We start from the raw sequence: 20,783 nt of genomic DNA, 5'->3' as shown, positions 1-20,783 counted from the left end.
TAACAAGGTAAAGTTTATGAAAAATTTTAAGTCAAATATTGTTCTTTCAGCTTTAGTTTCAGCCGCTGCGCTGTTTGCAACTACTGCTCAAGCAGATGACAGCAAACTGCAAAATGCTTACAAAAGTACCAATATTAAAGCTGCTCTGATCAATGTTTGTAAAGAAGAAACTGGCAAAGGCAAACAGCTGACCAGCTCTGAAGTGAGCAAATATTGTACTTGTGCTGTTGAAGCAGATGGTAAATTAACCAATGCACAGAAATGGGAAATTCAAAGCACGATTAACCAGAAGAAAAGTCCAGCAACTTTAGCTTTTGTACAAAAGCAAAATAAAGATTTGCAAACATGTTTTGGTCCACAGTTAACCGGTAAGTTAAAAACCTTAACTGAACAGGCCCAAAAAGCTGCTGCTGCCAAAAAATAATTTCTGATTATTCTTTGCATAAATAAGCCACTATAATGTGGCTTATTTTTTTGTGAAAATTACAACAGCAATGGAGTTTTTTATGTCTGAGATCGGCTTGCTTGACCATTTTTTCCCTACTACGACTGGTGAAATCAACTTGGCTCAATTAGATGCAGCGTGGTTAATCATCTATTTTTATCCAAAAGACTCCACCCCAGGTTGTACTACACAAGCTGTTGGTTTTTCCTGTTTAAAAGACCAGTTTGATGCACTAAATACAACAATTCTGGGAGTATCACGCGATTCAGTTAAAGCTCACCAAAACTTTACGGAAAAGCAGAACCTTAGCATCAACCTGATCAGTGATAAAGAAGAACTACTCTGCAATCATTTTGACGTGATTAAAGAAAAGAACATGTATGGCAAAAAAGTTATGGGCATTGAGCGTTCTACTTTCATTTTCCATAATGGCAAACTGGTGAAGGAATACCGTAAAGTAAAAGCAGCGGGTCATGCTGAACAGGTTTTAGAAGATTTAAAAGCACTCCAAGCAGCTTAAAATCTATTTGATATAAAAAAATGAGTCCCAATTAGACTCATTTTTTATCACTCACACAAAGATCAGGGATACTGCAACTCCCCCACATTACCATCGCAATCAGTACATCAAGATATCAGTTCACAGCAACAAGCCATGAAAGGCTGTCAGGCTCAACTGATTGGTGCTATGCGTTATAGAATGGTAGCGACACCTGCATTTTTTCAGCGATGGTTTGGTCAAGGCATCCATCGCGAGTCTCTACGTAAGGCCCCTGCGATTATTTATAATGATCAGGATCACATGCATGATAAAGCTTGACTGACTCATTACGGTCTTTTTCAACAAAGCTATCCTTCTTACTATATTCCTTCTTCGACTACTTTTGCAGAAGCAGTCTTTACCGGACTGGGTTATGGTCTGGTGCCGGATTATTAGATTTTAGATCGGTTTCAACAAAACGCTTTGTTAAAAATCCTTCCAGAATGCAGAACAGATGTGAAACTGTAGTGGCATCACTGGAAACAGCAGTCACAAGCTTTACAACAACTCACCCAAACTATTCTAGAACAGGCAGAGTAACATTTAAATTATTCCATTCCAATTTAGACTGCTCTGCCACATTCAAAGAAATGAACAGCTAAATTATGAGGCTTTCCACTGCCCGATCAGATGAATATTAACCTTTTCACCTACACCAGCCGTGGCTTTTTTCATACCAAAATCTGAACGGTTAATCACTGTTTTCGAATTTACATCAAGTAGATTCGGGTTGGTTTTATTTGGTGTTAGCGTGGTATCAAAAACAACTGGACGCGTCACACCCCGTAAAGTCAAATTACCCAATACTTGATAGCGATTCGTTCCATTTGGTTTAAACTGGGTACTTTTAAAATTCACAGTTTTATAACGTGAAGCATCAAACAAATCCTCACCCATAATCATATTTTTTAGACTTGGCTTGGACAGCTGCAGGCTATCCACCTGCATGGTAAATTCAGTTGAAGCCTGTTGTGGTTTTTGAGGATCAAACTGCATCGAGGCCTGGAATTGCTGAAAACTTCCCTTTACGACAGTCAAACCCAATGAATTAATACTAAAACCCACACTACTTTTAGGCGTCAAGCTCCAGCTGGCGTAGGCTGCTGATATACTTACTACTGAAAGGCATCCTGCATAGGCTATATTTTTTAGGATAAGATTCATTGTGTTGCTCCCTAACAATCAAATGAACTCCTCACCTTAAAACAGTTTTAGCTCAGATTCGTTTTATCATTCGTTTTAAACTTGTGTGCCAATTGTTGATAAGTCTCAGTATTTTTAAACTTATGTAAAAACTCGCTGGTTCCTAAAGGAAATGCTGATTCCATAATGTCACCACGATAATAGGCTTCCCGTAATGGTGTTGCTGAAATGGCACCGACTAGACTGTCTAGTTCCACCATTTCCCATTCTGGGAACAGTCTTAAATAATAAGAGGACTCATCTTTAAAATGTCCAATCAGACCAACTTTGGCATTTAGCTCTGCCACTCCGGCAACCAGTAATTTTACCAGTTTTTGCCATTTTTCATCATTATAGACATCAATGACATGTACGAATTTAATACGCTTTTGATCTGCTTCGGAAAAATTCGACAGGATCATTTCTTCACGTTCAGAGGCTAGAAATGGGTTTTTGATATTACGTTCCTGCTGCGCTGATCCTAAAGCCAGAATCACCTGCTGGCTTTGCTGCAAAGCAATTTTAATGGTTTGCATATGTGCCAGATGAAAAGGCTGGAAGCGACCAATAAAAACCAGATAATCAAATTTATATTTCATAGCACATCTTACTTTTATGAACGCATCAGTTATGTCGTAGGGAAATTTTTACGACATAATAAGCGCCAATAAATTCATATTAATAAAGCAAGGATAGTACGATGACACTGAGCTGTATTCAACAACCGCATCAGCATTTAAATGCAAATTTAGACAATGGCATACTGACCTTAGCCATTCACCGTCCTGAAGCGAAAAATGCGCTCTATGGCGAGCTTTACTTATGGATTGCTCAGGCCCTGGATGAAGCGGATCAGGATAGTAGCGTGCGTGTGGTGATTTTGCGTGGTCAGGATGCGGACTTTAGTGCCGGCAATGACATGCAGGACTTTATGAAGTTCATCCAGACGCCTTTACAGGGTAAAGCCGGTGATACACCGCCATTTGTCCTGTTGAAGTCTGCTGCAAAATTCTCCAAGCCGTTGATCGCTGCAGTGCGTGGTGTTGCCATTGGCATCGGGGTAACGATTCTGCTGCACGCCGATCTGGTGTATAGCGACAATACGGCCCTGTTCCAGATTCCATTTGTCAGCCTTGGCCTGTCTCCTGAAGGTGCATCAAGCAAACTGCTGGTACAACAGGCTGGCTATCACAAAGCTGCTGAACTGCTCCTGACAGCTCAAAGATTTAATAGTGAAAAAGCCTTAAGTGCGGGTTTGATCAATAGCATCGAAGAAGATGTGTATGCAGCTGCACAAAAACAGGCTCAAACTCTTGCTGCTTTGCCATTGGCGTCTATTAAGCAGACCAAAGCACTAATGAAGCATAATCTGGCTGAAATTATTGAATGTATTGATGATGAGGCAGAAATCTTTATGAAGCGTGTAGGCTCACCTGAAATGATGGAAGCAGTTCAGGCCTTTATGCAAAAACGGAAACCTGATTTCACACAATTCAACTAATTCTGAAACTTATCTTTTAATTGAGGCAGTTTAGACTGCCTCAATCTTTTATATTTTTGAAAGAATCCAGCTTATGACAAATGAAAACTCCCAAACGACTTCTCAAACAACCGATAGTTCAAATCCTGACAAGAAACGTTATTACGAGCCAGCACCACAGGATATTGATGTAGAGAATTTCCGTAAGGTCATTGAAAGCCGCCGTTCAGTGCGTAAATTTACCAAAAAACCAATCCCTGCTGAGGTACTGGATGCCTGTCTGGATCTGGCACTACTGGCACCAAATTCATCAAATCTGCAGCCATGGACATTTTATGTTGTGCAGAACCCGTCCAAGAAAAAGCATCTAGTGAAAGCCTGCATGAGCCAACTGGCGGCTAAAACGGCTTCTGAATTGATTGTTTGTATTGCACGTACTGACCGCATTGATGAAATGGCGAAACTGAATATTAGTGAGTTTCCATTTCCTGAGGCGCCTCCAGCAATCAAAAAGTACTATAAGTACATTCCCTATAACTACAAGACAGGTTATCTGAATGCCTTTGGTAACTTTAAGAAAGTCGCTTTCAAAGTAGCCCGTACTCTGGATAAGCAGATGCCAGTTTCTGCTTTCAGCCCCGCTGATGCAAAACTATGGGCGACTAAAACCAAGGCGCTGGCATGTGAAAATCTGGTTTTAGCTTTACGCGCTTATGGTTTTGATAGCTGTATGATGGAAGGCTTCGATGAGCCGATGGTTCGTGAAATTCTGGAATTAAATGACGAACAGTATCCGGTCATGGTGATTGGTGCAGGTGAACGTGCTAAAGATGGTGTGTTCTTCCCGCAGTACCGTTTTGATCGTGAGTTGTTTATTCAGAAGATTTAAGTACGTTTATTGAATGAATATTACGGCCTCAACTGTTTTCTTAAATCAACTGATATACGCGTAGGCATGTTCGTTACTTTGACAGGCCAAAGTAACCAAAGCCATTGCCAGACAGAAGGTTCATCCTTGAACCTCTGTCTGGCAGGTGACATCCATGTCACCTCAATGTAAATTCACTACTATTTTGAAAAGAAATAATATTTGATACGCGGATGGCGAAAAGGAAGAAATCTATTTAGAGCAAATACAAGTCGATGCTAAATGATTTTTTAAGAATAGTTCGCTCTTAATTTCCGATAATCAATCCAGTTACAATGAAATCCAACCGGTACCCGAACTGGTAAATGAATCGTTGCAATGGGTCCTTCTGTAATATGCTGGGCATCCAGAATTACCACTTTCGAGGGGCTACAATCTAAAGCATGGATATAAGACATTAACCAGCCATCATTTTCTGCCTGAGCATTTTCCTGTGCGACAAAGACTGCCTCACCAGTGACCCAGTTTTCTCCAAAGGAGTAACTTTCTGTGGTTCTGGTTCTTAAATTAAAACACATCACCGTATTGCAGCTGACATGGGAAGGATCGTCAAATTCACCAAAAGAAATACTATAGATATAACGATACTGTCGTCCAATAAATGCTTCATTAATCCGTGGAAATTCCTGCTTGATATTTGATAATACGGTACGTGTCACTTTTCCCGTTCCTTGTTCAAAAATAAAGCGCTCTAGTCGTATATCCTGATCTTCGATCGGTCCCTGAATCGAGCGGATCAATGCTTTGGAGTGTACTACCGCATCCATCACTATATCGCCAGTATTCAGGTCATAGGCATTCACGGTATGAAAAATAAAACAGGGATCAATCTCATACCAGCGCATGTCAGTGACTTTGCCACCAAAAGGTAATACACCTATACGTGCCTGTCGTTTTGGATTCCATTGATAAGGCAGCATTGAACCTTTTAAAGCACTGCGAACCGAGAAATTTACATTCAGATCCAGAATCAGCACCTGAGATTTGGTAATAGCACAATCATGAATCATCGGTCCATGTTTCACTGGAATCTCCACCTGGTGTTTCAATTTACCGTGCGAATCTATATGCAGATAAAAAACTTTATTTTGACTCAAGGCATCATAGCAAACTGCATGAATATCCCCTGTTTCTGGATCAACATGCGGATGAGCTGTGAATGGTAAATCCTCTTCATTTTCAAAAAGATGATGTCGTTCGGATTCCAGCTTACTATTGACTTCAACTGGATAAGCACCCGCTTCAACTAAAGCCCAGATTTTTCCGGCAAAGTTAATAACATTGGTATTCACGGCATCAGCAACACCTCGCGTTTTGCCTGGAATCAGTGGTCGGTGAAGTTTCTTCTGCACGCTGGCAACTCCGACGTAACTGCTTTTATACCAATGTGCCCTACCGCCTTTCAGTCTCAAGGCATGAATCATGCCATCGCCAGTGAACCAATGATAATTTCTGGGATTTTTGACCAGAATTGGATTTGGGCCAATCCGCATTAGTGCACCATCGAGTTCTGCCGGAATCTGTCCTTCTACCATGAGTTGAGTAGAGAAATGCTCCTGCCGTTGCGGAGCAAATATACCATCCAGATAAGGATTATCATTGGAATAGGGAGTACGACTATGCAGAATTTCTGCACTGTATTGAATGGATTTACTAAGCGTATTTTTGAGCATTCTGCTCAGCGGTTTTGGCCACTGCATTGTTATTTTCCTTATTGTATTTTTTATGTGGAGTGCTATGGCAAATTTTATAATAACAAAAGCAGTTTGACTGTTTTTTAAATGTAGACTGATGGCGCGCCAGGATGAACACGCCGTAATGAATATGATATGAATAATACTTTGAGGTTTAGACTTTGATATCCAGCAGCTGGATAAACTCAAAAGCTGGCTCTTCATAAGGATGGCTGTCTTTTAAGGCTTTAGCGACCTCGACTGCCTTTTCATCTGGCACCAGAATTTCTACCCGCCATTCCTCTACCTGTTCCATTTTACCGACTTCACCAATATGAGGATCTGCACCTTCTTGCGGCTTAAACTGTCCGGTTCCTAAAACCTGCCAAGCGCAATTGGTATATTCCCCAATGCCACCGCCTCCTGCTGCAAAGACTGCATTTTTAGTGTCTTCCAGATTTTCGTCCGGTACGTAATAAATCAGCTTTAACATATATTCTTTCCTGAAATTCAGATATTTATTGTATTTTTAAGGGCTTGGGTAATTATCTTCAATGCAGGATTTTGAGAATTCTTGTTAAATGTTGCATACAAGCCTAGTTTTGGGAGCACCTGATCCGTCTGGATGATTTTCACATGATCATTCAAAAATCTCAGTAAATACTCAGGAGCAAAACTAAAACCCATTCCCATATTGGTCAAATTGATGTGTTGCAACACATTGGTCACCCACAGTAGCTGTTCATGTTCTAGCTGATCAATATTGAGCAACTGATCCAGCTTTTCATAAAACACGGGTGATGCATTCTGCTCACACATAATTATATTGTGATTTTTCAGTTCCTGTAGTTTCAGGATTCGATCTGTAGGATGCAAATGCTGAGCAGCTAGCAAGTAAATCTGTTCGGTCAATAAATGAATATTGTCAAAATCTGGATGATCCAGATGAAAACGGGTAATACATAAATCCAGTTCAGCATTTTTTAGCCGCTGAATCTGCTCCATACAGGTCAGGCTATGCAAGTGAATTTTTAAGTCCGGCATGGTTTTTTTAAGCTGGGCCAGAATCTGAGGCATCACCTTGATTTCTGCAACATTCAGAAAGCCAATATGAATCTGATTATTTTTTTGCTGTGCGACTTGGCGTGCTGCTGCCACTGCCAGCTTGGCATTTTCCAGTGCTTTTTCCGCATAGATCAGAAAAGCCCGCCCTTCATCGGTAAGTTTGACTTTTCTGGATGAACGATCAAACAGGTTTACCCCAACTTCCTGTTCCAGATCCTTAATTTGCTGGCTTAATGACGGTTGAGCGGTAAACAGCTTTTCGGCAGCCTTGGTAAAACTTTGTTGCTGCGCCACAGTCATAAAATAGCGTAAATGTCGAAGTTCCATAAGCTGCCCGGTTTCTGATCAGGTCAGCATCTTAAGATTATGACCCGCGCATTGCAAATAAGAATAGGTCGATAGTTTATATGAATATCGCTATATGAACAGATCCTGTTTTACTAGACTGCATGACCATATAGATGGCTTGTTCTTCACGCATATACATGGAGTCTTGTATGACACAGCATTATGACACTGATGTTTTGATCATTGGTACCGGTCCTGCAGGTTCAACATTGGGTTTGGCTTTGGCCAATTATGGTATCAAGGTACAACTGTTTACCCAGTTTAGCTGGCTGGCCAATAGTCCACGCGCACATATTACTAACCAACGTGCCATGGAGGTATTACGTGATTTAGGAGTTGAAGAACAGGTCAAAGAAATTGCTACACCTTGGGAACAAATGGGTGAAAGCCTGATTACTACCAGCCTGGTTGGCGAAGAAATTGCGCGCATGAGTGCCTGGGGTACCGGTGATGAACGTCATGGTGACTATATCAAAGGCAGTCCATGCCCACTGGTTGATCTGATTCAGCCAAAAATGGAAGCTTTACTGGTGAAGAATGCTGGTGAACGTGGCGCCATTTATAACTTTAATACTGAATATTTCTCTCATGTACAGGATGAAGATGGCGTCACAGCAACTTTCCTGAACCGGATTACCAATACTGAATTTAGCTTAAGAGCGAAATATCTGGTCGGTATGGATGGTGCCAAGTCACGCGTACTGGAACAACTTGGTTTGCTATTGGAAGGTGTCATGGCCCGTGCCGGTACAGTGTATGTGACCTTTAAGGCTGATTTGACTAAATATGTGCAGCACCGCCCTGCCATCCTACAATGGATTGTCAATCCGGAAGCGAGTTTTGGTGATCTTGGTATGGGCTTACTGCGTGCCATTACACCATGGAATGAATGGATTATGGGCTGGGGCTTTGACATTTCCAAAGGTGAGCCACAAGTCACTGAAGAACAGGTTCGGGCACGTCTCAATACATTTGTTGGTGCTGAAGTAGAAGATGTCGAAATTCAAAAACTGTCTTACTGGTATGTGAACCAGACCTGGGCAACCGAATATTCCAAAGGCCGTGTGTTCTGTGGCGGAGATGCAGTGCATCGTCATCCACCATCCAGTGGTTTAGGTTCGAATACCTGTATGCAGGATGCCTTTAACCTGGGCTGGAAACTGGCTTATGCGGTCAAGGGCTGGGCTGCGCCTTCCCTGCTGGATTCCTATACAACTGAACGTGCACCTGTGGGCAAACAGATCGTGTCGCGAGCGAACCAGTCACGTTTTGACTATAAATACCTGAAAGAAGTCTTTGGTTTTGATCAAGGCGTGGCTACACAAAAACAAATGCTGGAACGTATCTTTGCTGAAGATGAGCAAGGTGCTGAAATCCGTCAAAAGCTGTTTAAAGCATTGGCAGTTAAAAACTATGAGTTTAATGCGCAAGGTGTAGAGTTAAATCAGCGCTATACCTCTAATGCAGTCATTAGCGAAGCTGAGCCTGAAAGATTTGAGCGTGATCAGCAGCTTTATCTGCAAGCAACAACACGTCCGGGTGCTAAAGTGCCACATACCTGGCTGGTTAATGCCAATGGTCAAAAGCAGTCCACCCTGGATATTACCGGTAAAGGTCGTTTTACCCTGCTGACTGGTTTATCGGGTAAAGGCTGGAAACAGGCGACCGAATCACTGAACTTACCTTATTTGGATGTCATTCAGATCGGTTCACGTGACTACCGCGATGTGTATGGTACCTGGAATGCCAAGTCTGAAATTCATGACTCTGGTGCAATTCTGGTTCGTCCGGATGGTTATGTGGCATGGCGTTATCAGGACAGTACCAATGATCAGTTTGATTTTGTGAATACACTGAAGGCGGTGTTGAAACAGATTCAATTAACTGTTTAGAGATAAAGAGCCACCTTCGGGTGGTTTTTCTTTATTAGTGGTAAAAGAATCACAGTTGTCGATCATTAAGATCATACATCTTTTCCCTAATATCTCATTATTTTACAAATACCCTACGGCATAGATGCCACTCGTCAACTCGTAGGACATAGATGCCCATCAGGCTAACAAAGGATTTTGGTTACTTTACGGAATATATTTCTCATTCTTCAAAGTAACCAAGACGCTTCATTAAAAGTAATACACACATAAAATCAAAAATGAAAAAAGCCACCTCTCGGTGGCTTTTATTAAATCTGATGATCAAGAACCCTGTAGCAAATAACTGCCTAGCAAAAATAGCACCTGTAAACCAACAACAAAACCAAATAACCACCAACCTTTCTGACGTAGTTCCGTTCTATCTATTATTCTGAGTGTTTTAGCCATGTCATCACCTCATACATGAGTGTTGATACTGAAATGATCTATATCATCTTTGCTTTAAAATGCATATCTATTGTGCATAAATTACACAATATCACCTCTATACCTATATAAAAGCAAAATCCAAACCAGTTCAGTGAGAGATTAAAAATAAAAGCAAAATGCTTTAAAACAAAAAACCACCGAATGAGTGGCTGAGTATCTACATCTTACTGAATAAATTACTATTTTTCCATATGATAAATTTTAGTTATTGTTTTAAAAACTATTAATTACAATAATCATCTCGCGGCATTATCATCGAAGTACCATCCAATGCTTTAGAAAATTCTAATTTTTCGTGAAAGCGTTGTTTAGTATTGGTTGTGATTGTCCTCATACTTTTCACAACATTCGATGAAACATGATTTTCTAGAGGAAATACATCATATATGTAAGAGATTGCTCGTGCGACTTCAAAATTTAATCTTCTCACATGAATCGTGTCAGTTTTATCTACCATTAATACTGCTTGCGCTGAGCTTTGGCAACTATCCTATTTTTTAGCCGTATCGATTCGATGAAAGTTCACTCCCCACATATACCACTCACAACCTGCTAAAAACGTGAATATAAACACTGTCATTATTTTTATAATTATTTTATGCATCAAATAAAGCTGTAATAAACTCTACCTCTAACTTCATAATACAATTCAGCTAAATTCAACTGACATATGAGAATTATACAAAACGAGTTTTGGCAAATAAAAAAAGCCACCTTCCGGTGGCTTTCTCAATTCACTGATTTAATTAACCAATAAATTTACGAGCATTACGGAACATACGTAACCAAGCACCATCCTGATCCCAGTCTTCTGGTTTCCAAGAATGCTGGATTGCACGGAAGTTACGCTCAGGGTGTGGCATCAGGATCGTTGCACGACCATCTTTAGAGGTCACACCAGAGATACCTTCAGGCGAACCGTTCGGGTTCAATGGATATTGCTCCGTTGCATTACCCTGGCTATCTACATAACGCATGATTACCTGGTTATTGGCATTCAACGCAGCAATGCTTTGAGCTGATGCAACCACACGACCTTCACCATGAGCCACAGCGATTGGCAGGATTGAGCCTTCCATACCTTCAAGCAATACAGAATGAGATTTCTCTACACGAACGTTTACGCTACGCGCTTCAAATACTTCTGACTTGTTGCGATGGAAACGAGGCCATGCATCCGCACCTGGAATCAATGGAGCCAATTGAGACAACATCTGACAACCGTTACAAATACCTAAAGAGAAGGTTTCCTGGCGGTTAAAGAATTTCTCAAACTGGTCACGCAGTTGCTGGTTAAACAGTACTGATTTTGCCCAGCCGCCGCCTGCACCCAATACGTCACCATAAGAGAAGCCACCACATGTCACCAGACCTTCGAAATCATCAAGGCTGATACGGCCTGCCAGCAGGTCGCTCATGTGTACGTCAACTGTACTAAAACCAACTTTGTCGAACGCAGCTGCCATTTCGACATGACCGTTGACACCTTGCTCACGCAGAATAGCCATACTTGGACGACGTGAGTTAATGAACGGTGCTTCGATTTGCTCATTCAGGTCGAATGTCGGTTGAGCAATCAAACCTTTGTGCGCTTTGTCTGTAACTAATGCAAATTCTTGGTCCGCAGTTTCTACGTTGTCACGTAAACGTTGGATTTGGTGAGAAACTTCAGTCCAAGCTACTTGCAGATCAGCACGTTCAAGTACAAGACCGTTTACAGACAATTGGTCTGTATTGTTCACAGTACCAACTACGCTGATTGCATCTTTCAATGTAGATGCTGCAACTTCAGCTTGTAACGCTTCCCAATCTGCTTTCGCGATTTGAAGCACTGCACCAATTTCTTCAGCAAATAGACCTGCAACCGATTGTTCTTCTAATGCCACACCCAGACGTGAAGCAAACATCATTTCCGTAACAGTTGCTAGTAAACCACCATCACCGATGTCATGGTAAGCCTTGATCAGACCACGGTTGTTCCAGTCTTGAACTAGAGCAAAGAATGCTTTGAAGTCATCGAAGCTATCGACATCGGGAGTTACTGAACCGATTGCTTTGTAAACCTGAGCCAGGATCGAACCGCCAAGGCGGAATTGACCTTTAGACAAGTCGATACGTACCAGTACAGACTCAAGGTTTTTAAGCTCAGGTGTTAATGTTTTACGAACATCAGTGACTGGTGCAAATGCAGTGATCACGCCTGACATTGGAGAAGTGACAGATTTGTCTTCGCCTTCGTCATTCCACGTGGTACGCATAGACAATGAGTCTTTACCCACTGGAATCGCGATACCCAATGCTGGGCACATTTCCATACCAATCGCTTTAACGCCTTCGAACAATGCTTGGTCTTCACCCGGTTGACCAGCAGCAGCCATCCAGTTCGCAGACAATTTAATATCGCTGATTTGCTCAATCTTGGCAGACATGATATTCGAGATTGATTCAGCAACAGATAAACGCGCAGAAGCTGCTGGGTTTAACAATGCAACTGGTGGACGTTCGCCCATTGCCATTGCTTCACCAGTGTAACCTACAAGGCTTGTTGTGGTGACTGCAGCATCGGCTACAGGCACTTGCCATGGACCAACCATCTGGTCACGTGCAACCATACCGGTAATCGAACGGTCACCAATGGTGATCAAGAATGATTTAGAGGCAACCGTCGGGTTCTTAATGACACGATAAATCGCATCTTTAAGATCAGTCACTTTAGACGCATCGAAGTCGTCGCCTTTGCGTTCAGCCGTTTCGTATGAGCGGCTCATACGTGGTGTACCGCCAAGCATCACCTGCATTGGCATATCCACAGGTTTGTTGCCGAATAACGGATCTTCAACAGTTAAATGACGCGCTTCAGTCGCTTCACCCAGTACCGCAAACGGACAACGTTCACGTGCACAGATTGATTCAAATAATTCTAATGAAGACGGACGGATCGCAAGTACATAACGCTCTTGTGCTTCGTTTGACCAGATTTCCATTGGAGACATACCTGGTTCAAGCGATGGAATCTTACGCAGATCAAGTACCGCACCAAGCTCATGATCGTTCACAAGTTCAGGCATTGCATTTGAAATACCACCCGCACCTACATCGTGTACTGAAACGATCGGGTTGTGATCTTCCATGCGCCAGCAAGTATCAATCACTTCCTGACAACGGCGTTCCATTTCCGGGTTTTCACGTTGTACCGAAGCAAAGTCCAGGTTTTCACCAAGTTTACCGCTGTCTACAGAAGACGCTGCACCACCGCCAAGACCGATCAGCATCGCAGGACCACCAAGAACGATCAGTAAATCGCCTGGCTGGATTGCATCTTTTTCAACATGGTCTGAACGGATATTACCGTAGCCACCGGCAATCATGATTGGCTTATGGAAACCTTTGACTTCGCCATTTACATTTTGTTCAAAAGTACGGAAGTAACCATTTAATGCAGGACGACCAAATTCATTGTTAAACGCGGCACCACCCAATGGACCTTCAATCATGATTTGAAGTGGAGATGCCATACGTGATGGTTTGCCGTAATTTTCTTCCCAAGGCTGTTCAAAGCCAGGAATATTCAGGTTAGATACGGTGAAACCAGTTAAACCAGCTTTTGGCTTACCACCACGACCTGTTGCGCCTTCATCACGGATTTCGCCGCCTGAACCTGTCGCTGCACCGGCAAATGGTGCAATCGCTGTTGGATGGTTGTGGGTTTCCACTTTCATCAGGATGTGAGCAGCCTGGCTCTTGTATTTATAAATGTGTTGACCGTTTTCTTCTTGCGTTGGGTAGAAACGCTGGGTATCAAAACCAACAATCACGGATGCGTTGTCTTTATATGCTGACAATACGTCTGTTGGTGATTCTTTATAGGTATTTTTGATCATCTGGAACAATGACAATGGCTGAACTTCACCATCAATGGTCCATTCAGAACCAAAGATTTTATGACGGCAGTGTTCAGAGTTTGCCTGAGCAAACATCATCAGTTCGATGTCATTCGGGTTACGGCCCAGTTTAGTGAACGCTTCTGTCAGATAATCAATTTCCTGATCAGACAGTGCAAAACCAAACTCGTTATTGGCTTTTACCAGTGCTTCTTTTCCTTGACCCAGAATATCAATCGAGTTCAAAGGTTTTGGCGCAGTTTCGATGAATAGTGCAGCCGCATCGTCAATTGCGTTAAATACGCTTTCAGTCATGCGGTCATGCAAGACCTGTAATGCTTCTGTAGAAAGCTCTTTTACACCCTTCAGCGTAAATAAAACACCGCGTTCAAGACGATGAACCGGTGTATTACAATTCTTGAAAATATCAGTCGCTTTCGAGGACCACGGCGAAATCGTGCCGACACGCGGTGTGACTAAAATCTGGATTTCATCACTTGCAGCCTGGTGCAGTTCAAATGATTGACCATCGTTGAGAAGCTGTAAAGCGGATTGCTGTTTTTGCTCGTTGAGCGCTTGGTCAAAAAGATAAACAAATTGACTTTCTAGTGATTGAACAGAACTAATTGACGACAAACGCGAAAGTAGTTGAGTTTTCTTAAAAGAAGAATGTGCAGGTGCACCGGCAACGATAAACATGCTGATTTTGGCTCCACGGGATGGTCTTGTGAACCATGCCACAATGTGACTTGAGAGAGCGCATATTCTACTGTGAAATACTGGAATCAGCTAGTGAGGAATTAATAAATCTGATCGCTAAACTATCAGGATTTTTAAAATAATACTTTTATTTTCAGTTAAAAAAATTTAATGTAGTCGATTAGATTAACACATTTTCTTGCAGAAAAATCAAAACCGTTAAAGTTTTATTTTTAGTCGCAAAATTGTATTATTTTTCAACAACAAATTTATCTAGAATTAAACCTTCTTACTTGCTTCAGTGTGCCGAATACCTTAAAAAAACTCCCTTTATTTGAAAATAAATATTTCTTGTCGTCTATTGAAGTATCTCAATATTAAAATCATCTTTTAAAAACTCTTTACTCTTATCTCACTTTAAGACGGCAACTTATGTCGCAACTCCATATATTTTTAGCTCCATTTTTGGCATCATGCGTTAAAGAATTGATTGAATAATGATAAATGACTCAAATGCGTTGGCTGGAATTACTCTCCACTGTCCGTATTGGCAGCAAAAAGCAAAGTTCTGAACTGGCGCGTAGCCCGTTCCATAAAGACTATGATCGTATTATTTTTTCGCAAAGTTTTCGCCAGCTAAATCGTAAAACCCAGGTCCACCCTCTGACTCAGCATGATGGCATTCATACCCGTTTAACCCATTCACTGGAAGTGTCCTGTATTGGGCGTTCCCTGGGTATGCTGGCTGCGGAAAAAATTAAGGATCAGTTACCTCCCTGGATTTCTCCTGCCGATGTCGGTGCCATCATTCAGGCTGCCTGTCTGGCACATGATATTGGTAATCCGCCTTTTGGCCATGCCGGTGAATACGCTATTCGTGAATGGTTTGATGATGCCTCTCATACTGATTTCCTGAAAAACTTAAGTCCGGAGCAGGAAGCCGATGTTCGTCAGTTTGAAGGTAATGCTCAAGGTCTGCGCCTGCTGACCAAGATTGACTATCATCCTAACGATGGCGGTATGCGTTTGACCTATGCCACTTTAGGTGCTTACTTGAAATATCCATGGCTCTCTCAGACCATCGATCCTACTGGCAATACGCCAGCCAGCCATCGTCCGAAATTTGGTTGTTATCAGTCTGAAAAAGAGATTTTAAAAGAAATTGCTGAACAGCTTGGACTGATACAGCTGGGTGAATATCGCTACTGTCGTCATCCCCTAACCTATCTGCTCGAAGCTGCCGATGATATCTGTTATGCCCTGATTGATCTCGAAGATGGCATCAGTCTGAATATGCTCAGCTATGCCGAAGTAGAACCAGTATTTTTAAACTTGTTAGGCGATTATGGAACACCTTCCGAGATCGGGATGCCGGATACAACCTGGCAGCAAAAAATTGCTGCCCTGCGTGGTCGGGTAATGAAACGTCTGGTAGCTGAAGTCACGACGGCATTTGCCCATCACCAGCAGGAAATTTTGATGGGTCAGCTAAAAGGCTCATTGCTAGGTTATTGCAGTTCAGACATAGAGATCGGGATTAACCGGGCCAAAGAACTGGCGAGAGACAAAATCTTTGAACATCCGCAAAAAGCCGGTCTGGAAATTATTGCCCATCAGAGTCTGCAAACCATTCTGGATGCCTTTATTCCCTTAACCACACCCCATAAAAACCTGAGCTTTAAGGAACAGCGCCTGATGGCGATTCTGAACCGTTCAGGTGCACAGTTCCATGCAGATCATTATGACAATATCATGCAGGTACTGGATATTATTTCCAAGTTTTCGGATCATCAGGCTTATAACCTGGCTCAGGAACTGCATGGCAATAAAGCTGGATTAATTTAATGATTTACACGATTTGCTGATAATCTCGGCAAATCGCAACTTTTTAATTTGCAGTATTTTGCCTTTGGCCCGAATGCTGACTAATATGCCCGTATTGAAATTGAGTATTTATAAAAAATGATTGGATGTCTGATTGGTGAAGTGCTGGTACTGGAAGCACCGACTGTTTTGTTGAATGTAAATGGTGTCGGTTATGAAATTGATACACCACTGACCACTTTTTGTCAGTTGCAAAAAGGCCAGAAAATTACCCTATGGACGCATCTAGCTGTGCGTGAAGATGCCCAGTTACTTTATGGCTTTATCAATGCCCAGGAAAAAACTATTTTCCGCACTTTATTAAAGGTGAACGGCGTTGGCCCTAGAATGGCACTTGGCATTCTGTCTACCCTGAGTGTAGAAATGCTGATTCATACCGTTGAACATGAAGATGTGAATACACTGGTGAAAGTGCCAGGTGTCGGCAAAAAAACTGCAGAACGTTTAATGATTGAATTACGTGATCGCTTTAAAGCCATGGCTTCAGGTACAGCACCAAGCAACTCTACCACTGAGCAAATTCAATTTACTGGCAATTCTGCAGTGGCAGAAGCGGAAGCTGCATTACAGTCATTGGGTTACAAACCTCTGGAAGCCCAAAAACTGGTTAATGCAGCCAAAGGTGATTTTACTGAAGCCAGTGATATTATCCGTGCGGCATTAAAGTCGATGAATAAATAATAGGAAAATGACTTAATGTTAAATAAGTTTGTTTATTCTCCTATTTATATAAATTACTCGCGACATGGATGTCGCCAGTTGAGTTGGGGTACAGGACGTACCCTCAACTCAACAAAAGATTTTTGTTACTTTTGATCTTTCAAAAGTAAAACAACGCCTACACAATGGCAGCTAAACACAAATCATTATTTGAGGCTGTTTCCGCAGCATCAAACAGCTTCAATAAAGAGATTAAGTTAATAGATATGCAAGACCGTCTCATCAGTGGTTCTGAAAAACCCGAAGATCAGTTTGATCGTGCGATTCGCCCAACCTCCCTCGATGACTACATTGGTCAGCCAGTGGTTCGTGAGCAAATGGAAATTTTTATCGGTGCAGCCCGTGGCCGTGAAGAAGCTCTTGATCATACCCTGATCTTTGGTCCTCCCGGTCTGGGCAAGACCACGCTGGCCAATATTATCGCACGTGAAATGGGCGGTAACTTAAAGTCGACTTCTGGTCCAGTTTTAGAGCGTGCGGGTGACTTGGCAGCCATGCTGACCAACTTAGAGGAAGGTGACGTTTTATTTATTGATGAAATTCATCGTCTTTCACCCGTGATTGAAGAAATTCTTTACCCGGCGATGGAAGATTACCAACTCGACATCATGATTGGTGAAGGTCCTGCGGCACGTTCGATTAAACTGGATTTACCGCCATTTACGTTGGTGGCTGCTACCACACGTGCAGGTTTGCTCACCTCTCCGCTGCGTGACCGTTTCGGGATTGTGCAGCGTCTAGAGTTCTATTCAGTTGAAGACTTAACCCATATTGTGAAACGTTCAGCGAGTTTGATGGATGTGCCAATGACTAACGAAGGTGCGCTTGAAGTTGCTCGCCGCTCTCGTGGTACACCACGTATTGCTAACCGTTTATTACGTCGTGTGCGTGACTATGCACAGGTTAAAGGCACAGGCGAAGTGACCCAAGACATGGCACAACGTGCGCTAGATATGCTGAAAGTCGATAAAGATGGTTTAGATACGCTTGACCGTCGTTATTTGTCCATGCTGCTTGAGCGTTTTGATGGTGGTCCTGCGGGTGTTGAAGCGTTGGCTGCAGCAATGGCTGAAGATTCAGGAACGCTTGAAGATGTGATTGAGCCGTATTTAATTCAGCAAGGGTATGTCATGCGTACTGCACGTGGTCGTATTGCAACCAATATGGCGTATTTGCAGTTTGGGATGACACCGCCTGAACCGAAATAGAAGTGATTTATAAGGGAGATTTATTCTCCCTTATGTAGTTGAATTTCAGCTAATATATATTTAGTAAGCTTTTCTTTAACTCTGTCAAATACAAATCCAAATTCGACTACAGAATCTATAATATCTTTTTTATTCATAGCTAAATTTCCTATTATTTTATTAAGAGCTTTATTTAAATTATTTAGCTCATTTCCAATTTTTTTCTCTTCATTAGAATTATCCATATCCAGCATTAGATCAATTTGAAAACTAAATGTAAAAATTTCATTGGCATATCTTTTTATCTCATCAAATAATTCATGAATATATTTATTTTCATCATTATCATTTAAAAATTTATTATCTTTCAAAAAACTTACCTTAAATACCATATGGGTATTCAAAGCAACGACTGTTGCAAAATAGTCTGCGATCATTTTTCTAAGATTTTGTATTTCTGAATTCTTATACAAAAATCTTAATTCAGTTAACTTACTATCTGCCTGAGATTGTGCAAGTCCATTATTAGAGGCAACTGTTATTTTTTCAGAACTCTCGATTTGTTTAACTAATGAGTCAAAAGATTGCTTTGTTAAATCAAAACTTTTTCTTCCATACCAAATTGCAATAATTGTGGCTGATATTCCTAATATAAAAGCAATTACCATCGCAATGGCAAAAGACCAAATCGCTGTGGTATCTGTTGAATGCTGCAAATCTAAATATACTTTCTGATCTTTAGGCTGTTCTAGTACCAAAGCTTGTTTTTCTTCTATTGCCACGTTATCCCCTTTCTTATTTAAAATCGACTAATAATTCTTTATATTCTAAACACTTTCAAATCGTGACAAAAGAAAAAGCCAACTGACCATGTCTAAATCAGTTGGCAAAAGCACAAACCTTTTTCTAAGTTTTATTCTGCTTATTTTTCTTCTTTCTTAAACTCCTTAAAGTCCGCTTTACGAATCATGGCATGAATCCCTTTGGTTTTATCGACCACTTGAGACACCTCAAAATCCGTCGCAGCGCTTAAATACGCATAGGCAATTTCTTCTGAAATCCCATATTCATCAACCAGAAAACGTACTGCTTCACGAGTCGACTTACGCATCGCTTCATCAAGGTCTTCATCTAAACCTGGTGTAATCCAAAACTCATCATTTTCACCCAAAGGCTGCTTTAATGACTTACCTGGTATTTTGTCACTCCCCGCTTTTAACACCGTAATTTTAAAGGTCGCACGTGCAGAACCTTCAAGTGCGGTCAGTGCGACCTCACCATCACCTTGAACAAAGTGACTATCACCTGTATAGAACAACGCACCCGGCACTTGTACAGGATAATAAGCCGTCGCACCTGCGGTTAAATCATTAATATCAATGTTACCGCCATAGAACGATGGTGGCACAGAATGCACAGGGTCGCTCGTATTTGGTGCAACGCCCATCGTGCCCATAAATGGATTCAATGGGAAACGAATTGCTTTGCCTGACTCGGTTTTTAAAATACCTTCCCAAACACCCTCTTTATTCTTTTCAATTGGAGTAAAGATGGAAACATTGCCATAGGCTTCTGGGTTTGCAGGCGATGCATGATCATGCTTTTGACGCTTAGGAAACTCAGGCAATGTGCCTTTACCATGGCGGTTCGAAATCACACCATACGGCACACGTGGCTCAACCTTTAAAATCTCGACTTTTAAAATATCACCTGGCATCGCATCTTTAACATAGACAGGTCCGGTAATAATATGTGGACCGTCTTTATGGAAATCGTGTTTCAGCTTTGAACCTGTAATTAGTTTCGCTTCAGGCAAAATATGCTCAGGTTTCACACCTTTAGAAGTGAAATACTTTTCAGCATCACGCCCTTGGTCTTCAAGCAAGCCTTCATGCGAAACTGTATCAAAGGTAATAGTGCTGCCTGATGGAATGGTCAACACAGGTTTGGCATCTTTGTTAGGTAAATAGCCCCAAGTGATGGTATTCAAGGTGCTTGGAACATAATAATTCCCTTTATATTCCCCACTTTTGAGTAAGACTGGTTTACTTTCAAGCTGTTTTAAAATTTTAAAATCTTCAGCTACCGCATGTGCAGAAATAAAAGAAAAGCTTGCTGCAACAGCAAGAGACAAAGCTAAAGGTTTTAACATATGTTCAAATTCCATGAAAAATTAATGCAAGCTAACTTCATGCAATCCCAATGCCAATCTGGTACATACCCCATCATAAATATTCAAAATTTAATCATTTGATCGATCTATACTTCTTTGAATAAATTTCAATATAGAAAGCAGGTATATGAAGAGAGAAAAACTACATGTCCCTGTGATACATAAAATTACAATAAAACTTACTGAATAATTTCCTTAAACAGCAAGGTAACTC

Annotated in this window: 18 protein-coding genes; 9 read left to right on the top strand and 9 right to left on the bottom strand. The window is 41.5% G+C overall.

The window, feature by feature from the left end; all coding sequences use genetic code 11:
* Window positions 1-16 precede the first annotated feature (16 nt).
* From FSC11_RS04780 to FSC11_RS16115, 3 genes are all read left to right on the top strand, one after another.
* Window positions 17-424, top strand: coding sequence for a hypothetical protein (locus tag FSC11_RS04780; RefSeq protein WP_163165458.1), 408 nt, complete (start codon window positions 17-19; stop codon window positions 422-424).
* An 82-nt stretch (window positions 425-506) separates the two neighbouring features.
* Window positions 507-965, top strand: a complete 459-nt coding sequence (locus FSC11_RS04775; RefSeq protein WP_103800258.1) for a peroxiredoxin — start codon at window positions 507-509, stop codon at window positions 963-965.
* Window positions 966-1,100: 135 nt separating this feature from the next.
* Window positions 1,101-1,265, top strand: coding sequence for a type 2 periplasmic-binding domain-containing protein (locus tag FSC11_RS16115; protein ID WP_171521701.1), 165 nt, complete (start codon window positions 1,101-1,103; stop codon window positions 1,263-1,265).
* A 324-nt stretch (window positions 1,266-1,589) separates the two neighbouring features.
* On the opposite strand, the gene FSC11_RS04770 is transcribed toward FSC11_RS16115, so the two are convergent.
* A complete protein-coding gene (locus FSC11_RS04770) occupies window positions 1,590-2,150 on the bottom strand; it encodes a YceI family protein (protein WP_163165456.1) in 561 nt (186 codons plus the stop codon).
* Between the two features lie 47 nt (window positions 2,151-2,197).
* Complete coding sequence (locus FSC11_RS04765; protein ID WP_005222785.1) at window positions 2,198-2,767, bottom strand: nicotinate-nicotinamide nucleotide adenylyltransferase; 570 nt, start codon at window positions 2,765-2,767, stop codon at window positions 2,198-2,200.
* 101 nt (window positions 2,768-2,868) lie between these two features.
* Here FSC11_RS04765 and FSC11_RS04760 point away from each other — a divergent pair, with 101 nt between their 5' ends.
* Entirely contained in the window at window positions 2,869-3,669 is an 801-nt protein-coding gene (locus FSC11_RS04760; protein ID WP_163165454.1) for an enoyl-CoA hydratase, read from the top strand.
* A gap of 73 nt (window positions 3,670-3,742) precedes the next feature.
* Window positions 3,743-4,537 carry a nitroreductase family protein gene (locus tag FSC11_RS04755; protein ID WP_163165452.1) on the top strand — a complete coding sequence of 265 codons (795 nt, stop codon included), beginning with the start codon at window positions 3,743-3,745 and terminating at the stop codon, window positions 4,535-4,537.
* 269 nt (window positions 4,538-4,806) lie between these two features.
* Here the strand turns inward: FSC11_RS04755 and FSC11_RS04750 are convergent, their stop codons facing one another.
* The 3 genes from FSC11_RS04750 to FSC11_RS04740 form a co-directional block, all read right to left on the bottom strand.
* Window positions 4,807-6,276 (bottom strand): carotenoid oxygenase family protein, encoded by a 1,470-nt coding sequence (locus tag FSC11_RS04750; RefSeq protein WP_163165450.1) that lies wholly within the window; start codon window positions 6,274-6,276, stop codon window positions 4,807-4,809.
* Between the two features lie 148 nt (window positions 6,277-6,424).
* Window positions 6,425-6,742 (bottom strand): YqfO family protein, encoded by a 318-nt coding sequence (locus FSC11_RS04745; RefSeq protein ID WP_163165448.1) that lies wholly within the window; start codon window positions 6,740-6,742, stop codon window positions 6,425-6,427.
* A 17-nt stretch (window positions 6,743-6,759) separates the two neighbouring features.
* Window positions 6,760-7,641, bottom strand: a complete 882-nt coding sequence (locus tag FSC11_RS04740) for a LysR substrate-binding domain-containing protein (RefSeq protein ID WP_163165446.1) — start codon at window positions 7,639-7,641, stop codon at window positions 6,760-6,762.
* Window positions 7,642-7,811: 170 nt separating this feature from the next.
* Here FSC11_RS04740 and FSC11_RS04735 point away from each other — a divergent pair, with 170 nt between their 5' ends.
* Window positions 7,812-9,554 carry an FAD-dependent monooxygenase gene (locus FSC11_RS04735; protein ID WP_163165444.1) on the top strand — a complete coding sequence of 581 codons (1,743 nt, stop codon included), beginning with the start codon at window positions 7,812-7,814 and terminating at the stop codon, window positions 9,552-9,554.
* A gap of 303 nt (window positions 9,555-9,857) precedes the next feature.
* Here the strand turns inward: FSC11_RS04735 and FSC11_RS16390 are convergent, their stop codons facing one another.
* Both FSC11_RS16390 and purL read right to left on the bottom strand, forming a co-directional pair.
* Window positions 9,858-9,983: a KGW motif small protein gene (locus tag FSC11_RS16390; protein ID WP_004815134.1), complete on the bottom strand. Its 126-nt coding sequence runs from the start codon at window positions 9,981-9,983 to the stop codon at window positions 9,858-9,860.
* A 788-nt stretch (window positions 9,984-10,771) separates the two neighbouring features.
* Window positions 10,772-14,605 carry a phosphoribosylformylglycinamidine synthase gene (purL, locus tag FSC11_RS04725; RefSeq protein ID WP_163165442.1) on the bottom strand — a complete coding sequence of 1,278 codons (3,834 nt, stop codon included), beginning with the start codon at window positions 14,603-14,605 and terminating at the stop codon, window positions 10,772-10,774.
* 504 nt (window positions 14,606-15,109) lie between these two features.
* On the opposite strand from purL, the gene FSC11_RS04720 reads away from it, so the two are divergent.
* The 3 genes from FSC11_RS04720 (at window position 15,110) to ruvB (ending at window position 18,417) form a co-directional block, all read left to right on the top strand.
* Entirely contained in the window at window positions 15,110-16,450 is a 1,341-nt protein-coding gene (locus tag FSC11_RS04720; RefSeq protein WP_004815127.1) for a deoxyguanosinetriphosphate triphosphohydrolase, read from the top strand.
* A gap of 117 nt (window positions 16,451-16,567) precedes the next feature.
* Window positions 16,568-17,170: a Holliday junction branch migration protein RuvA gene (ruvA, locus tag FSC11_RS04715; protein ID WP_163165439.1), complete on the top strand. Its 603-nt coding sequence runs from the start codon at window positions 16,568-16,570 to the stop codon at window positions 17,168-17,170.
* Window positions 17,171-17,415: 245 nt separating this feature from the next.
* Window positions 17,416-18,417 carry a Holliday junction branch migration DNA helicase RuvB gene (gene ruvB, locus FSC11_RS04710; RefSeq protein ID WP_163165437.1) on the top strand — a complete coding sequence of 334 codons (1,002 nt, stop codon included), beginning with the start codon at window positions 17,416-17,418 and terminating at the stop codon, window positions 18,415-18,417.
* A gap of 20 nt (window positions 18,418-18,437) precedes the next feature.
* On the opposite strand, the gene FSC11_RS04705 is transcribed toward ruvB, so the two are convergent.
* A complete protein-coding gene (locus FSC11_RS04705) occupies window positions 18,438-19,178 on the bottom strand; it encodes a hypothetical protein (protein ID WP_163165435.1) in 741 nt (246 codons plus the stop codon).
* Between the two features lie 140 nt (window positions 19,179-19,318).
* A complete protein-coding gene (locus tag FSC11_RS04700; RefSeq protein WP_163165433.1) occupies window positions 19,319-20,548 on the bottom strand; it encodes an acetamidase/formamidase family protein in 1,230 nt (409 codons plus the stop codon).
* Window positions 20,549-20,783 lie beyond the last annotated feature (235 nt).

The organism is Acinetobacter schindleri (genome assembly GCF_010918895.1).
In the GTDB taxonomy this organism is placed as follows: Bacteria; Pseudomonadota; Gammaproteobacteria; order Pseudomonadales; family Moraxellaceae; genus Acinetobacter; species Acinetobacter schindleri.
Note: the sequence above shows the minus strand (reverse complement) of the source record. Positions and strands in the feature narration are given on the sequence as shown.